The sequence below is a fragment of the Pseudomonas sp. WS 5071 genome, assembly GCF_012985765.1.
Taxonomy (GTDB): Bacteria; Pseudomonadota; Gammaproteobacteria; order Pseudomonadales; family Pseudomonadaceae; genus Aquipseudomonas; species Aquipseudomonas lundensis_A.
The window spans coordinates 79,453-98,704 of record NZ_JAAQWY010000002.1; the positions used below are offsets into that span (position 1 = coordinate 79,453).

Consider the following 19,252-nt stretch of genomic DNA (forward strand, 5'->3'; position numbering starts at 1 on the left):
GTACGTGCTCCTTAGAATCCAAGACTTGAAAGCAAATCGTCTACATCGTCCTGACCGGACACGACGTCATCACGCTTATCGGCATGAATCTGCGGACCTTCACCCTGCGCCAGGTTTTTTTGCGGATTATTTTCAGCCCGCAGTGCTTCGCGGTCATGCTCGATCCCTGCGAAACGGTCAACCTGACTGGCCATCAGCACCAGTTTGAGCAGATTGCTTTCAACTTCGGTTACCAGCTGCGTGACCCGTTTGATCACTTGACCGGTGAGGTCCTGGTAATCCTGAGCCAACAAAATATCGTTCAGGTTGGCGGAGACCACGTGGCTTTCTTCTTCGCTACGCGTCAGAAAACCGTCAACCCGGCGCGCCAGATCCCGAAATTCCTCGGCACTGAGCTCGCGACGCATGAAGCGCCCCCACTCCGCACTCAAGGTTTTGGCTTCGGCGCCCAGGCTGTTGACCACGGGCGTGCTGTTCTCCACCAGGTCCATGGTGCGGTTGGCCGCCGCTTCCGTTAAACGCACAACATACGACAAACGTTCCGTGGCATCCGTGATCTGCGACACTTCTTCGGCTTGCGGCATGTGCGGGTCAATGTGGAAGTTGACGATTGCACTGTGCAGCTCGCGCGTCAGCTTGCCGACTTCGCGGTACAGGCCCCGGTCGCGGGTCTGGTTCAATTCGTGAATCAGCTGCACAGCGTCGCCAAACTGGCCTTTTTCAAGGCTGTCGACCAACTCGCGAGCATGTTTTTTCAAGGTCGATTCAAAATCGCCCTGGCTAGCCTCTTTATGCTCCATAACGCCCCCGTGGCGAGTCGATCAACCGATGCGTTCGAAGATCTTTTCGATCTTCTCTTTGAGTGCCAAGGCAGTGAACGGCTTGACGACATAGCCGTTAACACCGGCTTGCGCCGCTTCGATGATTTGCTCGCGCTTGGCTTCGGCAGTCACCATCAGCACGGGCATGTGCTTGAGTTTTTCATCCGCGCGCACGTGGCGCAGCAGATCAATGCCGGTCATGCCCGGCATGTTCCAGTCCGTTACCAGAAAGTCGATATGACCTTGATTGAGGATCGGTATCGCCGTGGTGCCATCATCGGCCTCGACGGTATTGGTGAACCCCAGGTCACGCAGCAGGTTTTTAATGATCCGCCGCATCGTCGAAAAATCATCAACGATGAGGATTTTCATATTCTTGTCCAATTCGACCTCCAAGCAGTCTTAAAACGCGCCCAGCACCTGGGCGCGCCATTCAATCAATTCAGTAAACCTTAACCCTGTAGCCGCCACCGCCGACCGCGACGCGGATGCAGCGACCGTCTGTGACAGAAGGTCTTGCGGCCTTATCGCAGCCTGCGGCAGCGGCTACAGGGGGTAAATCGTGTGGACGGCGGCGTATCAGCGCGCTCGCCATTCCGCCAGGCGCCCGCGCAAACGCGCGGCACACTGGCTGTGCAACTGGCTGACACGCGACTCGCTCACGCCCAGCACCTCACCGATTTCCTTGAGGTTGAGTTCTTCGTCGTAGTACAGCGCCAGCACCAGCCGCTCGCGCTCCGGCAAGTTGGCGATCGCTTCGGCCAACGCAGCCTGGAAACGCTCGTCTTCCAGGTCCCGCGACGGCTCAAGGTGCGCACTGGCGCCGTCCTCGTGCAGCCCTTCATGCTCGCCGTCCTGCAACAGGTCGTCGAAGCTGAACAGGCGGCTGCCCAAGGTGTCATTCAAAATGGCGTAATAATCATCAAGGCTTAAATTGAGTTCGGCCGCAACTTCGTGATCTTTAGCGTCACAGCCGGTTTTTGCTTCAATTGCCCGAATTGCGTCGCTGACCATGCGTGTGTTGCGGTGGACCGAGCGGGGAGCCCAGTCACCCTTTCGCACTTCATCAAGCATCGCGCCACGGATGCGAATACCCGCGTAGGTTTCGAAACTTGCACCTTTGCTGGCGTCGTATTTGGTCGAGACTTCGAGCAGGCCGATCATGCCGGCCTGAATCAAATCTTCAACTTGCACACTGGCCGGCAGACGCGCCAGCAGGTGGTAGGCAATGCGCTTGACCAAAGGGGCGTAGCGTTCGATCAGCTCGTACTGACTGTCGCGCGATGACTTGCTGTACATGCGATAGCCGCTTGCTGTCATGGAGACGTACCTACATTGGTTTGCTGCACCAGGCGCTCAACAAAGAACTCCAGGTGCCCACGGGGATTGGCAGGCAATGGCCAAGTGTCAACTTTCTGCGCAATGGCCTTGAACGCCAGCGAGCATTTAGAGCGCGGGAACGCTTCGTACACAGCGCGCTGCTTTTGCACAGCCTTGCGCACACTTTCGTCGTACGGCACGGCGCCCACGTATTGCAGGGCTACGTCCAGAAAGCGGTCGGTGACTTTGGTCAGCTTGGCGAACAGGTTGCGCCCTTCCTGCGGGCTCTGCGCCATGTTGGCCAGCACGCGGAAGCGGTTCATGCCGTAGTCCCGGTTGAGCAGTTTGATCAACGCATAGGCGTCAGTGATCGAGGTCGGTTCGTCGCAGACCACCAACAGCACTTCCTGCGCAGCGCGCACAAAGCTGACCACTGAATCGCCAATCCCGGCGGCCGTGTCGATCACCAGCACGTCCAGGTTGTCACCGATCTCGCTGAAGGCCTGAATCAGCCCCGCATGCTGGGCCGGACTCAGGTGAACCATACTTTGAGTGCCCGACGCCGCCGGCACGATACGAATCCCGCCAGGGCCAGGCAGCAGCACATCGCGTAGCTCGCAACGGCCCTCGACCACATCGGCCAGGGTGTATTTGGGGGTCAGCCCCAGCAGTACGTCGACGTTTGCCAACCCCAGGTCAGCATCCAGCAACATCACTCGTCTGCCCAGCTCGGCAAGAGCCAGCGACAAGTTGACTGAAACGTTAGTTTTACCGACGCCACCCTTGCCGCCGGTCACTGCGATCACCTGTACGGGATGCATGCTGCCCATGATCTTTCTTTACCTTGTCTTACTTAGACGCGGCTACACAGGTTGGCTGCGGGTTCCTCAACGGGAACAGGATGTGCAGACCATCAATGTAGGTACATTCCAACGTAATCATCACTGCCTCAGCCGACCCGTTTGGAAGGGCTGTGGTAGATATCAGCGAACATGTCGGCCATGGCCTCTTCGCTGGGTTCTTCCTGCATTTGCACACTCACCGCACGGCTCACCAACTGGTGACGACGCGGCAAATGGAGATCGTCCGGGATACGCGGACCGTCCGTGAGATAGGCCACTGGCAGCTCGTGGCTGATGGCCAGACTCAATACTTCACCAAGGCTCGCCGTTTCATCCAGTTTGGTCAGGATGCAACCGGCCAGCCCGCAACGTTTATAACTGTGGTACGCCGCCGCCAGCACTTGTTTCTGACTGGTGGTGGCCAATACCAGATAGTTTTTGGATTTAATGCCGCGCCCCGCCAGGCTTTCGAGCTGCAAGCGCAGCGCCGGGTCACTGGCTTGCAGGCCCGCGGTGTCCACCAGCACCACGCGCTTGCGTACCAGCGGCTCCAGGGTTTGCCCCAACGATTGGCCGGGCGCCACGTGCGTGACCGGCACATTGAGGATCCGGCCCAGGGTTTTAAGTTGCTCCTGCGCGCCGATCCGGTAGCTGTCCATGCTCACCAACGCGATGTTTTGCGCGCCGTACTTGAGTACATAACGCGCCACCAGCTTGGCCAGCGTGGTGGTCTTGCCCATGCCGGCCGGGCCGACCATGGCGATCACACCACCGTCTTCGAGCGGCTCGACTTCAGGGGTCGCGATCATGCGGGCCAAATGCGCCAACAGCATGCGCCAGGCCTGACGCGGCTCGTCAATTTCGGTCACTTGCTCCAGCAAGTCACGGGCCAGCGGGCCGGACAAACCAATGCGTTGCAAACGGCGCCACAAATTGGCTTGCGCCGGTTTGCTGCCTTGCAACTGATTCCAGGCCAACGAGCCCAACTGCACTTCCAGCAACTCGCGCAACCCATTGAGCTCAAAGCGCATGGTGTCGAAGGCGCGTTGATCCATGCTCGGCGCGGCCGGGGCGGCGGGACGCGGCGGCTCTTCGAAGGTCGGCTCAATCAGCGGCTCAGCAGCGGTCAGGGGCAGACCGGCAAACAACTGCCGACTGACATCCGACTCGCCCTCGGCACGCATGCTCAACTCGGCCTGGGCCGACACGATGCGCGACTGGGTCTTGCGCAGCTCTTCTTCAAGTTCGACATTCGGCACACGGGGCGCCAGCGCAGACAATTTGTAGTCCAGCGCAGCGGTCAACTCGACACCGCCGGCAATGCGGCGGTTACCAATAATGGCGGCATCAGCCCCCAGCTCATCACGAACCAGTTTCATGGCCTGACGCATATCGGCGGCGAAAAAACGCTTCACTTGCATAAACCAAACCTCAGCCGTTCGGGCCTACTGTCGCAACGATGGTGACTTGCTTGTTGTCAGGGATTTCCTGGTACGCCAGCACATGCAGGTTCGGCACGGCCAAACGGCCAAACCGCGACAGCATCGCGCGGACCGGGCCGGCCACCAGCAGGATCACCGGATTGCCTTGCATCTCTTGGCGTTGTGCGGCGTCGATCAACGAACGCTGCAGTTTTTCAGCCATGCTCGGCTCCAGCAGAACGCCCTCTTCCTGACCTTGCCCTGCCTTCTGCAGACTATTGAGCAATATTTGTTCCAACCTTGGCTCCAGCGTGATAACTGGCAGCTCAGACTCAACGCCTACAATGCTTTGGACGATGGCGCGGGACAAACCAACGCGCACGGCCGCGACCAAAGCGGCGGTATCTTGACTCTTGTGCGCATTGTTCGCGACGGCTTCGGCAATGCTACGAATGTCGCGCACCGGCACCTGTTCGGCCAACAGCGCCTGCAACACTTTGAGCAGCTGCGACAGGCTCAGCACACCCGGCACCAACTCTTCAGCCAGTTTAGGCGAGGCTTTGGCCAGCAACTGCATCAACTGCTGCACTTCTTCATGGCCAATCAGCTCATGAGAGTGCTTGTAGAGGATCTGGTTCAAATGCGTGGCCACCACGGTGCTAGCGTCCACCACGGTGTAGCCCAGCGATTGCGCCTGACTGCGCTGGCTGACTTCGATCCACACCGCTTCGAGCCCAAAGGCCGGGTCTTTGGCAGTAATGCCGTTCAACGTGCCGAACACCTGACCGGGGTTGATCGCCAGCTCGCGGTCGGGGTAGATCTCGGCCTCGGCCAGAATCACCCCCATCAGGGTCAAGCGGTAGGCGCTGGGCGCCAGGTCGAGGTTGTCGCGGATGTGCACGGTCGGCATCAGAAAGCCCAGATCCTGGGACAGCTTCTTGCGCACGCCCTTGATCCGCGCCAGTAATTGGCCACCCTGGTTGCGGTCCACCAGCGGGATCAAGCGGTAGCCCACTTCCAGACCGATCATGTCGATGGGGGTTACGTCATCCCAGCCCAGCTCTTTGGTGTCTTGCGCACGGGCAGGCGACGGCAGCAGTTCCTGTTGGCGCTGAACTTCTTGCAGCGCCTGAGCCTTGACCACGTTTTGCTTCTTCCACATCAAATACGCCACGCCACCGGAGACGGCGGCCAGGCTCAAGAACGCGAAGTGCGGCATGCCGGGCACGGCGCCCATCACGGCCATCAACCCGGCGGACACCGCCAGCGCCTTGGGCGAGGCGAACATCTGGCGGCTGATCTGCTTGCCCATCTCTTCGGAGCCCGACGCACGGGTCACCATGATCGCGGCGGCCGTGGACAGCAACAGCGAAGGCAGTTGCGCCACCAAACCGTCACCGATGGTCAACAGCGCATAGACCTTACCGGCCTCGCCAAACGACATGCCGTGCTGGAACATGCCGACGGCCATGCCACCGATCAAGTTGATGAACAGAATCAACAGACCGGCGATGGCGTCGCCGCGTACGAATTTGCTGGCACCGTCCATCGAGCCGTAAAACTCAGCCTCTTGCGCGACTTCCTGACGGCGGGCCTTGGCCTGGTTCTGATCGATCAAACCGGCGTTGAGGTCGGCGTCAATGGCCATTTGCTTACCGGGCATGGCATCGAGGGTAAAACGTGCGCTGACCTCAGAGATACGCCCGGCGCCCTTGGTGACCACCACGAAGTTGATGATCATCAAAATCGCGAACACCACGATACCGACCACGTAATTGCCGCCGATCACCACTTCACCGAAGGCCTGAATCACCTTACCGGCGGCGCCGTGCCCCTCTTGACCGTGGAGCATCACCACCCGGGTCGACGCCACGTTGAGCGCCAGGCGCATCAGTGTCGCCACCAGCAGAATGGTCGGGAATACCGCGAAATCCAGCGGACGCAAGGCGTACACACAGACCAGCAGCACCACAATCGACAGGGCAATGTTGAAGGTAAAAAACACATCCAGCAGGAATGCCGGAATAGGCAACATCATCATGGCCAGCATCACCAGCAACAACAACGGCACGCCCAACTGCCCCTGACCCAAACCGGTCAGACCGTTGCGTGCGGTGTTGATTAACTGAGAGCGATCCAATGACATTGCGGGAAACCTTTAGCAAACTTTTGACGCCATGTGCGCCGTGGAGCCTGCCTTTGCAAGAACCCTTCCAACTTTGGCAAATGGCCACATCAGAATGAAAAAGCCCTGAATTCCAGCGCCCGCGCTTGCTCCCTGATCCACTGACGACCGGTGCAGGCACCGGGCGTGCGCGGGTGAAATAGCCGCTCACCCGCGCATGGGCTTGGGGTGGGCCGTTACGCCGGCCTGAGCCGCCACCCCAGCACATCCAGCAGGTCACACCCATCGCGCAGCAATAGCATGGCCGTGGTGGCCAGGTGCTTGAGATCCACCGCGTCTGCGTTTTCCACATCGCGAGCGGCGAAGGTTTCCATCAGCTGCGTGACGGCCAATACGCGTGCAGCGGCGTTGGCATGAAGCACGTCCAGCGGAGCATTGCGGTCAATCAGTAAGGCGGGGATGGTGCAATCGATGGCAGTCAGCGGGATATAGGGAGCGTTCAGCATGAGGAAAGTCCAATGGTTAGAGGCATAAGCCACCTTTCGTCGCCAAACAAAGGGGTGGCAGCTGTGCGCGGGTTGGCGAACCGGTTAACCATAGAAACCCGGCAGACTCGAAAGTCTCCCACGCACAACCGCCATAAAGTCCTAGAGCGCACGGATTGTACGCGCAAAGACTCATGACGTTTCTGCATCTACGGTTAAATTCCGAGTCGCCAAACCCGGTCGCCATGTGGGCGAGCGCGGACTATAAGCGCCTGCGCAGAGGCGCAGCAAGCAGCAAACCTGTCTGAAGGGGCTGATAATGCTGCAGGCCGACGCGACCGCATGCACACGCCAGACACCCGACCCCGCACACTCACGCAGGGTTCAATTCCAGCGCCACTCCCCCAAATCAATAACCAGGCACGCACTGCTGCTGGCCCCGAACACCACATCAATCTTGCGGTTGGGCTGATAGCGCTCCGACCCGCGCCCGCCAATCAGAATATCCCCGCAGCGCCCGTCCCGCGTGTGCGGCCGATCCTTCCACACCGGCACACTGTCGAGCTTCAACGGGCGCACCAGGTTGCACAGGATAAAACTGCGTGCACAGATCCCATTGATCCCTTCCGAACTCAATGACTTGCGCAAAAATCGCAAAATCGTTTCGCGCTCTTTCTCGCACCGCTCCAGCACGGCGGCGTAATACGCCTCGTGGCCACAACCCTGCGGCACGGTCGGCAGCGAAATCACCGCCAGCAGGTTGGCGCCCTCGGTGCTGAACCCCACCACATGTTGATCGAGCGCCTGATCCAGCCAAAAAATCGCAAACGTGCCCTCCAGCGCGGGGAACGCCGGAAACAACCCCACCAGCTCGGCCATGGCCAAACCGTGGGCATCACTCAACGCATAGGTTTTGACAGACGCATCAGGAATCAGGGTTAACTCAATAGGCATCGCGCATCTCCATTGCCGGTCAACAAACGCCAGGGCGCGCTCTATCCCTAGTTAAGCAGGTTTGGGCAAACCGACTACTGGCAACATTGACAGGGTGACCACCTGATAGAACTGCCAGTACCCGTGACGCCTGCTCGCGCTCATCATCAAGCATTCCTCCACGCGCGCGAGAGCTTCCATGAAAAAAGCACTGCTGTGCAGTTATCACTACGACCCGCTTGATCGGCTGACGGGGCTACTGCCCCATCCACAGGCGACACGCCAACGCTTTTATCGGCAAAACCGGCTTGCCACGCAGATCCAGGGCGAGGTGCGACACATCATCCTGCAGCACGGCGACCAGTTGCTTGCGCTACATAGCCGTGATGCAACGTCATCCGCCAGCACTCTGCTCGCCACCGACACGCAGCACTCCGTGCTGCATACGGTGGGCAGTACAGAACAACGGGCAATGGCGTATTCACCCTATGGACACCATCCAACCGCGGGCGCCAATGAGCATCTTTTGGGGTTTAACGGGGAGTGCGCAGACCCGGTGACTGGGCATTATTTATTGGGCAACGGGTACCGGGCGTTTAATCCCGTGTTGATGCGCTTTAACAGCCCGGACAGTTGGAGCCCGTTTGGTAAGGGCGGGATCAATTGCTACAGCTACTGCCTGAACAATCCGATCAACTATCGCGACCCGTCAGGGCACTTTATCACCTCCTGGAAAAACCTCCTGGCTGTCCAGGGTATTTCTTCATCGATGGGAGGCATAGCCCTTGCCCTCAGTAGCCCTGCCCGCACAAGCGGCCCGGCGCTGGCTGCTTATTTTAGCGGGTCGCTTGGGGTGCTGTATGGCAGCCTTGCAGCAAGAGTGCCGGGAACACGGCTGGGTACAGTCATGGCTGGCACCAGCGCGACGCTCGGTGCTATCTCCATGACGATGGGCGCACGTGCGAGCCGCCAAGGTTTTCGTGGACTGTCGAGTCGAGCCTCACTCAGCTCACTCGACTCACTGGACAATGTGGAAGCAAACATACCTATCGACCCCCCTCCTCCCTATCAACCCCGTGCCTCCGGCTTTCAATTTTCGCCCCGACACAGTCGACAATCATCGCTTCCGGACTATGAAAGTTTGGCCTCTGAAATACAGCGCGCGCCTCGGGATGAAGTACCTGAGTACACGCCTATAAGCCAAGCACATGCAGTGACAACACCTCGAAAAGTGACAGTCAGAATGAGTCACTTACCTGAAGTCCATAGAAGCACGAAAGTTGCGAACACCGGCGCGAGGATTAGAGAGACTCAACTCTAAATCTGCAGAAAAACACGTCACTCATCGCGCCGCAAATCCGGCGGGATGGGCAGGTCGCTGAGCGGATCAGGCCGCTTGCCCTTGCCCGCCTGATGCTGGCGGATCTGGTAGACGTACGCCAGCACTTGGGCCACGGCCAGGTACAAGCCGGCGGGGATTTCCTGGTCCAGTTCGGTGGAGTAGTAGATCGAACGCGCCAACGCTGGCGATTCCAGCAAGAGAATGTCGTGCTTGGCGCCGATTTCCCGGATTTTCAGCGCCAGGAAGTCGCTGCCTTTGGCCAATAGCATCGGCGCAGCGCCTTTCTCGGGGTCGTATTTGAGGGCAACGGCGAAGTGGGTCGGGTTGGTGATGATCACATCCGCATCCGGGATGGCGCTCATCATGCGCCGCTGGCTCATCTCGCGCTGGGTCTGGCGGATCCGTTGTTTGACTTCCGGGCGCCCTTCCTGGTCCTTGTGTTCGTCGCGCACTTCCTGCTTGGTCATGAGCAATTTTTTGTGGCTTTCCCACAACTGCACGGGCACGTCCACGGCGGCAATCAGGATTAACCCGCAGGCCATCCACAACGCACTCCACGCCACCACTTGCAGGCTGTGGATCACCGCCAGTTCCAGCGGTTCATGGGCGATGCGCTGCAAGTCGTCGATGTCGGCCTTAAGCACCAACAAGGCCACGATCAAAATGATGAAGAATTTGGCCAGCGCTTTGAGCAGTTCAACCAGCGCCTTGGCCGAGAACATGCGTTTGATCCCCGCTGCGGGGTTCATGCGGCTGAATTTGGGCGCCAGGCTGCCCGCCGCGAATAACCAGCCCCCCAGCGCAATCGGCCCCACCAGCGCGGCAATCAGCAGGGTGATAAGCACAGGTTGCAGCGCAATCAGCGCGATCTTGCCCGAATGCAGCAGGAAGGCGCCCATGGAGTCCGGGTTGAGCAACGCTTCACGGCTGATGCTGAAGTTGTAGCGCATGATTTCCATCATGTCCTGCGCCAGCGCGCCACCAAAGATGATCAGGCCGATTGAACCGGCGAGCATGATGGCGAGCGTATTCAGCTCTTTAGAGCGTGCGATTTCGCCCTTTTCCCTGGAGTCCTTTTTTCGTTTCTCCGTGGGGTCTTCTGTTTTGTCGGCGCCACTCTCGCTTTCGGCCATGGCTATTTCGCCTGTGCCAGATCACGTAAGAACTGCAAGGCCTCGCTGGCCAGCGGTTGATACTGATTGAGAATGTCCGCCAGGCTGATCCACAGGATCACCATGCCCAGCACCAGCGTCAGCGGAAAGCCGATGGCGAAGATGTTCAACTGCGGTGCCGCCCGGGTCATAACGCCAAAGGCAATGTTGACCACCAGCAGCGCGGTAATCGCCGGCAGCACCAGCATCAGGGCGGCGCCCAACACCCAGCCCAGTTTGCCGACCACTTCCCAAAAATGCAGGGTCAATAAACCGCCACCGACCGGCAACGTGGTAAAGCTTTCGGTGAGCACTTCGAACACCACCAGATGCCCGTTCATGGACAGGAACAGCAACGTCACCAGCATGGTGAAAAACTGCCCGATCACCGCCACGTTGACCCCGTTGGCCGGGTCGACCATGGACGCAAAGCCCATGCCCATCTGGATGGCGACGATCTGCCCGGCCACCACGAACGCCTGAAAAAACAGCTGCAACGAAAAACCCAGCAACGCGCCGATGATGATTTGCTCGGCAATCAGCATCAGCCCGCTCAGGTCCAGCGGGTTGACGGTGGGCAACGGCGGCAGGCTGGGCATGATGGCCAACGTAATGGCAAGCGACAAAAACAGCTTGATGCGTTTGGGCACCAGCGTCGTGCCAATGATCGGCATGGTGGTCAACAGCGCGCCAACCCGGAACAGCGGCAGCATAAAGCTGGCGACCCAGGTACTGATCTGCGCGTCCGTCAGGGCCAGCAGCGACATTTAGCCGATCAACTGCGGAATGCTGCCGTACAACGACAGGATGTATTCCATAAACGTCTGTACCAGCCACGGCCCGGCCACGATCAGGGTCACGAGCATAACCAGCAAGCGCGGCAGGAAGCTCAGGGTCTGTTCGTTGATTTGCGTAGCGGCCTGAAACATGGCGACCATCAGGCCCACCAGCAAGCTGGGCACCACCAGCACCGCCACCATGATGGTGGTGAGCCACAACGCGCTGCGAAACAGGTCAACCGCGACTTCTGGGGTCATTGCGCCTTACTCCCGGACATGGCGTTACACACCGCCAAAACTGCTGGCCAGCGTGCCGATAATCAGCGCCCAGCCATCCACCAGTACAAACAGCATGATTTTGAACGGCAACGAAATAATCAGCGGCGACAGCATCATCATGCCCATGGCCATCAGCACACTGGCCACCACCAGGTCGATGATCAGGAACGGAATGAAGATCATGAAGCCGATCTGGAACGCGGTTTTCAGTTCCGAGGTGACAAATGCAGGCACCAGGATGGTCAGCGGTGCGGCATCCGGGGTGGCGATGTCGGTCCGCTTGGACAGGCGCATGAACAGCTCAAGGTCGCTGGTGCGGGTCTGCGCCAGCATGAAGTCCTTGATCGGGCCTTCGGCCTTGAGAATCGCGTCCTGCGCCGAAAGCTTTTCAGCAAGGTACGGCTGCAAGGCGTTTTCGTTAATTTTGTCGAACACCGGCGCCATGATGAACAGGGTCAGAAACAACGCCATGCCGGTCAGGATCTGGTTGGACGGGGTTTGTTGCAGCCCCAACGCCTGACGCAGGATGGAAAACACAATGATGATCCGCGTGAAACTGGTCATCAGCATGACGAACGCCGGGATAAAGCTCAGCGCCGTCATGATCAGCAGGATTTGCAGGCTGACCGAATACTCTTGCTGGCCGTCGGCACCCGTGCCCAACGTGATGGCCGGGATCGACAACGGATCGGCACCGAACGCCAACGGCGCGGCCAGCGCCAACAACAGCGCAACGACTAAACGCATTACGGCTTGTCCTTCTGATTGCCCATCAGTTCCATCAGGCGCTTGGCAAATTCCGGCGTGGCGGGTTGCGGGGTGGGCGGCAACGTCACCGGCTCCTTGAGCACATGCAATGGCGTGATGCGACCGGGCGTCAGGCCCAGCAGGATCTGCTCATTGCCCACCTGCACCAGCACCAGGCGATCACGTGCACCCAGCGCACGCGAACTGATGAGTTCAATCACCTGCCCCTGGCGCGGCCCGGCGTGCTGAACCCGACGCAACAGCCAGGCCAGGCCGAAAATCAGGCCTAGCACCAGCAGCAGGCCCAGCATCAGTTGGGTCAATTGACCGCCAATGCCGCTACCGACCACTGGCGCAGCCGCCGCAGTCGCAGTGGCCAGCGGCTCGGCCGCCAGCACGCTGAACGGTAACGCCAGTAAACCGCCGAGTAGCCGCTTCACTTAGCGCAGCTTCTTGATGCGTTCGCTTGGGCTGATCACGTCCGTGAGGCGAATGCCGAACTTTTCATTCACCACCACCACTTCGCCGTGCGCAATCAGCGTGCCATTGACCAGCACGTCCAGCGGCTCACCCGCCAGACGGTCCAGCTCGATCACCGACCCCTGGTTGAGTTGCAGCAAGTTACGGATGTTGATGTCGGTACTGCCCACTTCCATGGAGATTGACACCGGAATGTCCAGAATCACGTCCAGGTTGGGGCCGTCCAGCGTAACCGGCTCATTGTTGCGCGGCACGCTGCCGAATTCTTCCATGGGCACGCGGTTGGACGACGGGGCCTTGGCCGCATCGGCCGCCAGCAACGCGTCAATGTCGTGTTGGCCCACATCGCCGGTTTCTTCCAGCGCAGCCGCCCATTCATCGGCCAGAGCCTGATCTTCGGCGGAAGTCATTTCGTGTTCGTCAGCCATCATTTGTCCTCGGCGGGCAGTCAATCAGTTACAGAGCGAATTCTTGAAACCGGCGCTTAGCGCCGGTCGATGGGTTCAACCACTTGCAGGGCGAGATTGCCCTTGTGCGAACCCAGTTTGACCTTGAACGACGGCACGCCATTGGCACGCATGACCAGTTCGTCCTGCAGCTCGATGGGGATCACGTCGCCGGGCTGCATGTGCAGAATGTCCCGCAGACGCAACTGGCGACGGGCCACCGTGGCACTGAGGGGCACACTGACGTCGAGCACGTCTTCACGCAGCGCCTTGCTCCAGCGCTCGTCCTGATCGTCGAGGTCGGACTGGAAACCGGCGTCGAGCATCTCGCGCACCGGTTCGATCATCGAGTACGGCATGGTCACGTGCAGATCGCCGCCACCGCCGTCCAGCTCGATATGGAAGGTGGAGACCACAATCGCCTCGCTCGGGCCGACGATGTTGGCCATGGCCGGGTTCACTTCCGAGTTGATGTACTCGAAATTGACTTCCATGATCGCCTGCCAGGCTTCTTTCAAGTCGATGAAGGCCTGCTCCAGCACCATGCGCACCACGCGCAACTCGGTCGGCGTGAACTCACGGCCTTCGATCTTGGCGTGACGTCCGTCACCGCCGAAGAAGTTGTCCACCAGCTTGAACACCAACTTGGCATCCAGGATGAACAGCGCCGTGCCGCGCAGCGGCTTGATCTTGACCAGGTTCAAGCTGGTCGGCACGTACAGCGAATGCACGTACTCACCGAACTTCATCACCTGCACCCCGCCCACTGCCACGTCGGCAGAGCGACGCAGCATGTTGAACATGCTGATGCGGGTATAGCGCGCGAAACGCTCGTTGATCATTTCGAGGGTCGGCATGCGCCCGCGAACGATACGGTCCTGACTGGTCAGGTCGTAACTTTTGACGCTGCCGGGTTCGGCAGCCATTTCGGTCTGTACCAGACCGTCATCGACGCCATGCAACAGCGCATCGATCTCATCCTGGGACAGCAGGTCTTGCACGGCCATGTCGTGATCCTACTGCAATACGAAGTTAGTAAAGAGCACCTGATCGATCACCACTTTGCCGAGCTCTTTTTGCGCAACGGCCTGCACACTGGCAGTGGCTTTCTGACGCAACATCTCCTGACCCACCGGCGTGGCGATGCTGTCGAAGGTTTCCCCGGAAAACAGCATCACAAGGTTGTTGCGGATCATGGGCATGTGCACCTTGAGCGCGTCTAGGTCGGCCTGGTTACGGGCTTGCAGGGTCATGCTCACTTGCATATAGCGCTGGCGACCATTGGCGTTGTAGTTGAGCACGAACGCAGGCGCCATCGGCTCGTAGATCGCCGCGACTTTAACGTTCGGGTCGACCACTGCTTCAGGCGTGCTCTGGGCGCTGTGCATGAAATACCAGGTAGCGCCTACCGACAGACCAATCGCCAGCAGCAACGCCACGACGATCAGGATAATCAGCTTGAGTTTGCCTTTCTGGGCGGGGTCTTTCACTGCGTCGCTCTTCGCCATGCCAATAATCCGTCACTATTCGGTTTTCACAGGTGCATGGCTAGGCAAGAGCAAGTGTTATGCCAGAAGTGAGGGTCGGACGGGCATTGTTTGGCTTCAGCGGTGCTGGAGGGCGATAACGCGGCTATAACCGCGCTGTGGGCGACAGCGACGACCGCGTTTACCTGTCGCCATCGCTCAAGGCTGCGAACCTGGTTATCAGGCGTAATAATCCACCGCACTGGAGCCCAGAATCACACTGGGCGCAGCCGCTTCAACGCCCGCCACGGACAGTTCGTCCTGCTCAACGCCGTCCGCTCGCCCACCGTTGGCAGTGCCGTTGGCGCGGTTCTGGCCCTGCTGCTCCTGACCTTGTCCCTGCCAATTACGCGATTGATCCGACACGTTAACGTCAACTTGGCTCATGCCCTGTTGGGCAAACATCTCACGCAAACGGTGCATTTGCCCCTCCAGCGCCTCACGCACGCCCGCGTGACCGCTCATGAAGTTGACCTGCGCCGGCTGGTCGGCGGCAATGTTGACGCGAATGTCCAGTCGCCCAAGCTCGGCGGGCTCCAGTTGAATGTCAGCCGATTTGAGGTTGGCGCTGGACAGGTACATCACCCGGTTGACCACTTCTTCAGACCAGCCGTTCTGGTGCATGGCCAAGGGCTGGTTGACCGGCAAGGCATTGGCCGTTTTAGGCACCGCCGCTTGGGTCAATGCCGCCAGCCGATTGGCGAAGTCATCGACACGGGTGTCGCTGGAAGCGCTTTTCAGGTCTTTGAGGCCATCGTCCACCAACCCCTTGAAGGCTTTTTCGCCGCCCTCGCCCGAGGTGTGTGAATCGGTCTTCGGCTCGATCAGCATGGCAATGCCGCTGGCCTGCCCCTGGGTTTGGGCAGTCGGGACGGTGTTCTCGGCGGGAGCGCTTTTGGTGGGTGCCTGACTGCTGGCGGACACGTGCCCGCCCTGCTCCATGGCCAGGCGCACAGCAGGCAGGTCGTCGAGGGGATCAGCCTCGGGGTCGAAATTGTCATCGGCCACCGGTTGAGGCTGAACCGCAGCCGCCGCAGTGGCGGCCGCTGCCAGTTGCGACGCATCGGCTGGTGGCTGTTGCGGCACTGTTTCAACCGGCACGTCTACCACCGGCGGCGTAACGGGCAACGTCGGCGCGACCGGCGTCAGTGCTGAGGGATCGGTCGATGCCGCGTCGTCGACCGGTTTCGCCACGCTGTCGTCCTGATCAGCAGCGGCGTTGTCCGTGCGCTTGCCGCCAGGCAAGGGTTTGCCGCTATCGGCAACGTTCGCAGGTTTTACGCCATCTTTGTCAGTGCGCAGGTCTGGCTTGGCAGGCGCGTGCGCAGGGTTGTCCCGGGTCGGTTTTGCCACTTTATCGGCTGCATTGAAGGCCGAGCCTTGCGACGCCTTGGCGTACACCTTCGAGAAGGGCTGAGCCCCGTTTTTATTGGGCTCAACGGCAGTCTGGGACGCATTGCCCGCCGCGGCTTTGGACGCAGCGGCGGCAGGTGTCTGAAGAAGCGGGTTGGCGGCAAGCGGCATGTCAGGTCTCCACTGTACGGGCTGGCGTAGGTACAGGTGAGAGATTCAGAGCAAGGTTCGGGCCAGCTTTGCCAGCATCAGTGGGAAACCACGTGCACAGCCCCGCAGCGCTTGCGTTCGGCGCAATACAGCCGGCGCACGGTTTGATATTCATGGTCGATTTTCAGCACCAGCTCTTCGATGCCGACCAAAGGCATTTTTTGCACCCGGGCTTCAAGTTCGCCGCACAACCGCGCCAAACGAATGGCACCCATGTTGCAGCTGCTACCTTTGAAGCTGTGGGCAACCCCCATCAGCTCTGTAGGACCGCGCGCCAGATGCAAGTGTTGCAGACGTTCGTCCGAGTCAGCGATAAAGGTGTCCAGCAGGTCGGCAAACCCACCCTCCATCACGTCGCGTAACGCGTTCACTACGGCTGGGTCCATATGTAAGTCAGACACTTGTTCACTCCTTGATCAAGAATGGGCGGATTATGCCAGAGCCTCCCACGAAAACTCCACGTACGCGCTGCGACCATCGTCTGACCAACGCGCCGCGGGGCACAATTGACGCACCAGACTCACGCCGCGCCCTGACAGGCGCCCTTTGTCCAGTGGACGAGCCAATACCTTGCTGACATCGAATCCTTTTCCGCTGTCTTCAACCTGTATCACTAAACGTCCACCATTGAGCATAGGCTCAACCCGCAGATGCAGCCGGACAAATCCTTCTTTGAGCGCTTCCAGCCGCGCTTCCCGGCTCAGGTAATACTGCGCGAACCCGGCGGCGTTGCGCTTGATTCGAGAGTCAAGGCCCAAAACGCCATGCTCCAGGGCATTGGCGTACAGTTCGGCCAGAACCGCATGGATCACTGCCCCCTGCACACGCAGCCCATGGACCTCCATCAGCAACTGCAGCAGGTAGGGCAACGGGTTGAACTGTTGCAGGGATTGGGCCCTAAACTCAAAGCTGGCCGACCAGTCCAGCGGGCTGCAACGTCCGCTGTCGGCGTAGAGAATCGGCGGTATGTTCCAGGGTTGCGGCAGTTGCGACGTGATGTGCACCAGGCTCACGTCATCGCGCTTGTGCCCCTGAAAATCGCGCAGCGCCTGTACCACCTCATCGATCAACCGCGCCGGGTCCTGATTACGAGCAAACACGCGCTCCAGCCCTTGCACGCCAAACAGTTGATCATCAGGCCCCGGGGTGTCGATAACGCCGTCCGAGAGTAAAAACAGCTGGTCGCCCGGCGCCATGGGCAGCACATCGGTGGCGTCATCAAAGGCGTCGGACGTGAGCACGCCCAGCGGCAAATGCCGGGAGGGCAACGGGGTGCGTTCGCCGGTCGCCCGGACCTGCAGATAACCGTCCGGCATGCCGCCATTCCAGAGTTCGACAATGCGCCGCTGGGCACTCACGCAGGCCAGTGTGGCGCAGCAGAACATGTCCACGGGCAGGATGCGTTTGAGCTTGGCATTCATCTCGCGCAGGATTTCCGCCAGGCCATAGCCTTTGGCCGTCATGCTGTAGAACACCTCCGCCAGCGGCATGGCGCCGATTGCGGCAGGCAACCCGTGGCCAGTGAAGTCGCCCAGCAACACGTGGATATCGCCGGTCGGGGTGTAGGCTGCAAGCAATAAATCGCCGTTGAACAAGGCATACGGCGACTGCAAATACTGAATGTTCGGTGCCTTTAAACAGCCAGAGTGCGCCACCCGATCAAACACCGCCTTGGCCACCCGCTGTTCGTTGAGCAGGTATGTGTTGTGCCGGGCGATCAGGTTGCGTTGCTGCAACACGGTGTCCTGCAAACGCCGCATACGGTCCATGACGATGATTTTGGCGGCCAGCACCTGCGGGTTATAAGGCTTGATCAGCACATCGTCGCCCCCCGCTTCCAGCGCCCGGGTCAACGCGTCGGTGTGCTCAAGCGAGGTCAGGAAAATGATCGGTACCAGCGTCTCACCCGCCAGCGCCTTAATCTGCCGGGTGGCTTCAAAGCCGTCCATGACCGGCATCAGCGCGTCCATCAGCACCATTTGCGGGCGCTGCTCGGCAAACAGCGTCACGGCTTCGGCGCCATTGGCTGCCAGCAGCACGCGATGCCCCTGTTTGCCGACAATGCGCGAAAGCAGCAACCGGTCGACCGCACTGTCTTCTGCGATCAGCAGGGTGAGCGGCTGGAGATCAGATTCTGGCCCGTTCAACTGATATCAAACAGCTTGTCAAAGTTGGAGATAGCGAAAATTTTGCGCACGTCAGGATTGCAATTGACGATACGCACATCGGACTCATCGCCCCCCGCATGGTCACGCAACAGCAACAGCATGCCCAGCGCGGAACTGTCGACGTAAGTCGTGTCTTTGAGGTCAACCACGTACTGATCAGGCGTGTGCTCCAGCCGTTCGTAGGCATCCCTGAAATCATGATGCCTGCCGAAATCAAAACGACCCTTGATCGCTAACGTCAGTTTTTTACCATCCGGAGTGAGTTCAGCTGTCACAGCCATGCGCACGCATCCTTATCTGAGGTCAAGTGCCCAGAACTATAGACGTCGATGACAATTTCACATCCCTTGACGGGAATCCGGCGGGCTTAAAGCGTGTCGCGGCGAGGCAGGCGCTGGGACAGTTCGTCCATCAGCTTTTGTTCGCGCTTGTCTTCCAGCTGCCGCGCTTCGTCGGCGTAGCGCTGCACCAGTTTGCGCAAACCTTCGACCCGCGCGTAGGCCTGCTGCCAGGTTTCGCGGGCTTTATTTAGGTTGTTTTCGTGCCAGACCAAACTCTGGCGCTGCTGGGAAACGGCGGTTTCAAGCTGGTTGAGAAAGTATTGGTAACTGCGCAGCCATTGGCCCGAAACACCCTGACTGCCACGGTCGACCCATTGCGACTGGTATTCGGCGCGGAAGTTTTCCAGGTCGCCCAACTTGCTGTTGGCCAGGTTCACCTGCCCCTGAAAATGACCGAGGCGCTGCGCCGCGGCTTTTTCAGCGCTTTCGGCCATGTCCACCACTGGCGCCAGACGCGCCGCTCTTCCACCGCTGGCCATAGGG

22 protein-coding genes are annotated in these 19,252 nt (G+C 59.6%); 1 reads left to right on the top strand and 21 read right to left on the bottom strand.

Annotated elements, in window-relative coordinates; translation table 11 throughout:
• Window positions 1-11 precede the first annotated feature (11 nt).
• From HBN61_RS01550 to HBN61_RS01585, 8 genes are all read right to left on the bottom strand, one after another.
• On the bottom strand, window positions 12-800 hold the full coding sequence (locus HBN61_RS01550; RefSeq protein ID WP_094992268.1) for a protein phosphatase CheZ: 789 nt from the start codon (window positions 798-800) through the stop codon (window positions 12-14).
• A gap of 21 nt (window positions 801-821) precedes the next feature.
• Window positions 822-1,193, bottom strand: a complete 372-nt coding sequence (locus HBN61_RS01555) for a chemotaxis response regulator CheY (RefSeq protein WP_162199707.1) — start codon at window positions 1,191-1,193, stop codon at window positions 822-824.
• Between the two features lie 207 nt (window positions 1,194-1,400).
• Complete coding sequence (gene fliA / locus HBN61_RS01560) at window positions 1,401-2,141, bottom strand: RNA polymerase sigma factor FliA (RefSeq protein ID WP_048366258.1); 741 nt, start codon at window positions 2,139-2,141, stop codon at window positions 1,401-1,403.
• On the bottom strand, window positions 2,138-2,971 hold the full coding sequence (gene fleN / locus HBN61_RS01565; RefSeq protein WP_094992269.1) for a flagellar synthesis regulator FleN: 834 nt from the start codon (window positions 2,969-2,971) through the stop codon (window positions 2,138-2,140). Before fleN ends, fliA begins: the two co-directional genes overlap by 4 nt.
• A gap of 119 nt (window positions 2,972-3,090) precedes the next feature.
• Window positions 3,091-4,404 carry a flagellar biosynthesis GTPase FlhF gene (gene flhF, locus HBN61_RS01570; protein WP_170046027.1) on the bottom strand — a complete coding sequence of 438 codons (1,314 nt, stop codon included), beginning with the start codon at window positions 4,402-4,404 and terminating at the stop codon, window positions 3,091-3,093.
• A 10-nt stretch (window positions 4,405-4,414) separates the two neighbouring features.
• The gene (gene flhA / locus HBN61_RS01575) at window positions 4,415-6,544 is read right to left on the bottom strand and encodes a flagellar biosynthesis protein FlhA (protein WP_094992387.1); all 2,130 of its coding nucleotides are present in this window, start codon (window positions 6,542-6,544) and stop codon (window positions 4,415-4,417) included.
• A 221-nt stretch (window positions 6,545-6,765) separates the two neighbouring features.
• Complete coding sequence (locus HBN61_RS01580) at window positions 6,766-7,035, bottom strand: short-chain dehydrogenase (protein ID WP_170046028.1); 270 nt, start codon at window positions 7,033-7,035, stop codon at window positions 6,766-6,768.
• Between the two features lie 363 nt (window positions 7,036-7,398).
• Window positions 7,399-7,968, bottom strand: coding sequence for a hypothetical protein (locus tag HBN61_RS01585; protein ID WP_170046029.1), 570 nt, complete (start codon window positions 7,966-7,968; stop codon window positions 7,399-7,401).
• Between the two features lie 178 nt (window positions 7,969-8,146).
• Between HBN61_RS01585 and HBN61_RS01590 the strand changes: the two genes are divergently transcribed.
• Window positions 8,147-9,268 (top strand): RHS repeat-associated core domain-containing protein, encoded by a 1,122-nt coding sequence (locus HBN61_RS01590; protein ID WP_170046030.1) that lies wholly within the window; start codon window positions 8,147-8,149, stop codon window positions 9,266-9,268.
• A 17-nt stretch (window positions 9,269-9,285) separates the two neighbouring features.
• Here the strand turns inward: HBN61_RS01590 and flhB are convergent, their stop codons facing one another.
• From flhB to fliJ, 13 genes are all read right to left on the bottom strand, one after another.
• Entirely contained in the window at window positions 9,286-10,422 is a 1,137-nt protein-coding gene (gene flhB / locus HBN61_RS01595; RefSeq protein ID WP_170046031.1) for a flagellar biosynthesis protein FlhB, read from the bottom strand.
• 2 nt (window positions 10,423-10,424) lie between these two features.
• The gene (gene fliR, locus HBN61_RS01600) at window positions 10,425-11,207 is read right to left on the bottom strand and encodes a flagellar biosynthetic protein FliR (RefSeq protein ID WP_170046032.1); all 783 of its coding nucleotides are present in this window, start codon (window positions 11,205-11,207) and stop codon (window positions 10,425-10,427) included.
• Entirely contained in the window at window positions 11,208-11,477 is a 270-nt protein-coding gene (gene fliQ, locus HBN61_RS01605) for a flagellar biosynthesis protein FliQ (RefSeq protein ID WP_094992276.1), read from the bottom strand.
• Window positions 11,478-11,501: 24 nt separating this feature from the next.
• The gene (fliP, locus tag HBN61_RS01610; RefSeq protein ID WP_094992277.1) at window positions 11,502-12,245 is read right to left on the bottom strand and encodes a flagellar type III secretion system pore protein FliP; all 744 of its coding nucleotides are present in this window, start codon (window positions 12,243-12,245) and stop codon (window positions 11,502-11,504) included.
• A complete protein-coding gene (gene fliO / locus HBN61_RS01615; protein WP_170046033.1) occupies window positions 12,245-12,685 on the bottom strand; it encodes a flagellar biosynthetic protein FliO in 441 nt (146 codons plus the stop codon). Before fliO ends, fliP begins: the two co-directional genes overlap by 1 nt.
• On the bottom strand, window positions 12,686-13,153 hold the full coding sequence (gene fliN / locus HBN61_RS01620) for a flagellar motor switch protein FliN (protein ID WP_094992279.1): 468 nt from the start codon (window positions 13,151-13,153) through the stop codon (window positions 12,686-12,688).
• Window positions 13,154-13,209: 56 nt separating this feature from the next.
• Window positions 13,210-14,178: a flagellar motor switch protein FliM gene (gene fliM / locus HBN61_RS01625; RefSeq protein ID WP_047275940.1), complete on the bottom strand. Its 969-nt coding sequence runs from the start codon at window positions 14,176-14,178 to the stop codon at window positions 13,210-13,212.
• 9 nt (window positions 14,179-14,187) lie between these two features.
• On the bottom strand, window positions 14,188-14,679 hold the full coding sequence (gene fliL, locus HBN61_RS01630) for a flagellar basal body-associated protein FliL (RefSeq protein ID WP_094992280.1): 492 nt from the start codon (window positions 14,677-14,679) through the stop codon (window positions 14,188-14,190).
• A gap of 198 nt (window positions 14,680-14,877) precedes the next feature.
• Window positions 14,878-16,221 (bottom strand): flagellar hook-length control protein FliK, encoded by a 1,344-nt coding sequence (locus HBN61_RS01635; RefSeq protein WP_170046034.1) that lies wholly within the window; start codon window positions 16,219-16,221, stop codon window positions 14,878-14,880.
• Window positions 16,222-16,298: 77 nt separating this feature from the next.
• Window positions 16,299-16,661, bottom strand: coding sequence for an Hpt domain-containing protein (locus tag HBN61_RS01640; protein ID WP_094992282.1), 363 nt, complete (start codon window positions 16,659-16,661; stop codon window positions 16,299-16,301).
• A 30-nt stretch (window positions 16,662-16,691) separates the two neighbouring features.
• A complete protein-coding gene (locus HBN61_RS01645; protein ID WP_170046035.1) occupies window positions 16,692-18,407 on the bottom strand; it encodes an ATP-binding SpoIIE family protein phosphatase in 1,716 nt (571 codons plus the stop codon).
• Complete coding sequence (locus tag HBN61_RS01650; protein WP_094992284.1) at window positions 18,404-18,709, bottom strand: STAS domain-containing protein; 306 nt, start codon at window positions 18,707-18,709, stop codon at window positions 18,404-18,406. The genes HBN61_RS01645 and HBN61_RS01650 overlap by 4 nt, the downstream gene beginning before the upstream one ends.
• Window positions 18,710-18,795: 86 nt before the next feature.
• On the bottom strand, window positions 18,796-19,248 hold the full coding sequence (fliJ, locus tag HBN61_RS01655) for a flagellar export protein FliJ (protein ID WP_094992285.1): 453 nt from the start codon (window positions 19,246-19,248) through the stop codon (window positions 18,796-18,798).
• Window positions 19,249-19,252: the final 4 nt, after the last annotated feature.

Coding starts and splice junctions, on each gene's coding strand:
- HBN61_RS01550 (WP_094992268.1), bottom strand. CDS start 800: ATGGAGCATAAAGAGGCTAGCCAGGGCGATTTTGAATCGACCTTGAAA.
- HBN61_RS01555 (WP_162199707.1), bottom strand. CDS start 1,193: ATGAAAATCCTCATCGTTGATGATTTTTCGACGATGCGGCGGATCATT.
- fliA (WP_048366258.1), bottom strand. CDS start 2,141: ATGACAGCAAGCGGCTATCGCATGTACAGCAAGTCATCGCGCGACAGT.
- fleN (WP_094992269.1), bottom strand. CDS start 2,971: ATGGGCAGCATGCATCCCGTACAGGTGATCGCAGTGACCGGCGGCAAG.
- flhF (WP_170046027.1), bottom strand. CDS start 4,404: ATGCAAGTGAAGCGTTTTTTCGCCGCCGATATGCGTCAGGCCATGAAA.
- HBN61_RS01580 (WP_170046028.1), bottom strand. CDS start 7,035: ATGCTGAACGCTCCCTATATCCCGCTGACTGCCATCGATTGCACCATC.
- HBN61_RS01585 (WP_170046029.1), bottom strand. CDS start 7,968: ATGCCTATTGAGTTAACCCTGATTCCTGATGCGTCTGTCAAAACCTAT.
- HBN61_RS01590 (WP_170046030.1), top strand. CDS start 8,147: ATGAAAAAAGCACTGCTGTGCAGTTATCACTACGACCCGCTTGATCGG.
- flhB (WP_170046031.1), bottom strand. CDS start 10,422: ATGGCCGAAAGCGAGAGTGGCGCCGACAAAACAGAAGACCCCACGGAG.
- fliR (WP_170046032.1), bottom strand. CDS start 11,207: ATGTCGCTGCTGGCCCTGACGGACGCGCAGATCAGTACCTGGGTCGCC.
- fliQ (WP_094992276.1), bottom strand. CDS start 11,477: ATGACCCCAGAAGTCGCGGTTGACCTGTTTCGCAGCGCGTTGTGGCTC.
- fliP (WP_094992277.1), bottom strand. CDS start 12,245: ATGCGTTTAGTCGTTGCGCTGTTGTTGGCGCTGGCCGCGCCGTTGGCG.
- fliN (WP_094992279.1), bottom strand. CDS start 13,153: ATGGCTGACGAACACGAAATGACTTCCGCCGAAGATCAGGCTCTGGCC.
- fliM (WP_047275940.1), bottom strand. CDS start 14,178: ATGGCCGTGCAAGACCTGCTGTCCCAGGATGAGATCGATGCGCTGTTG.
- fliL (WP_094992280.1), bottom strand. CDS start 14,679: ATGGCGAAGAGCGACGCAGTGAAAGACCCCGCCCAGAAAGGCAAACTC.
- HBN61_RS01635 (WP_170046034.1), bottom strand. CDS start 16,221: ATGCCGCTTGCCGCCAACCCGCTTCTTCAGACACCTGCCGCCGCTGCG.
- HBN61_RS01650 (WP_094992284.1), bottom strand. CDS start 18,709: ATGGCTGTGACAGCTGAACTCACTCCGGATGGTAAAAAACTGACGTTA.
- fliJ (WP_094992285.1), bottom strand. CDS start 19,248: ATGGCCAGCGGTGGAAGAGCGGCGCGTCTGGCGCCAGTGGTGGACATG.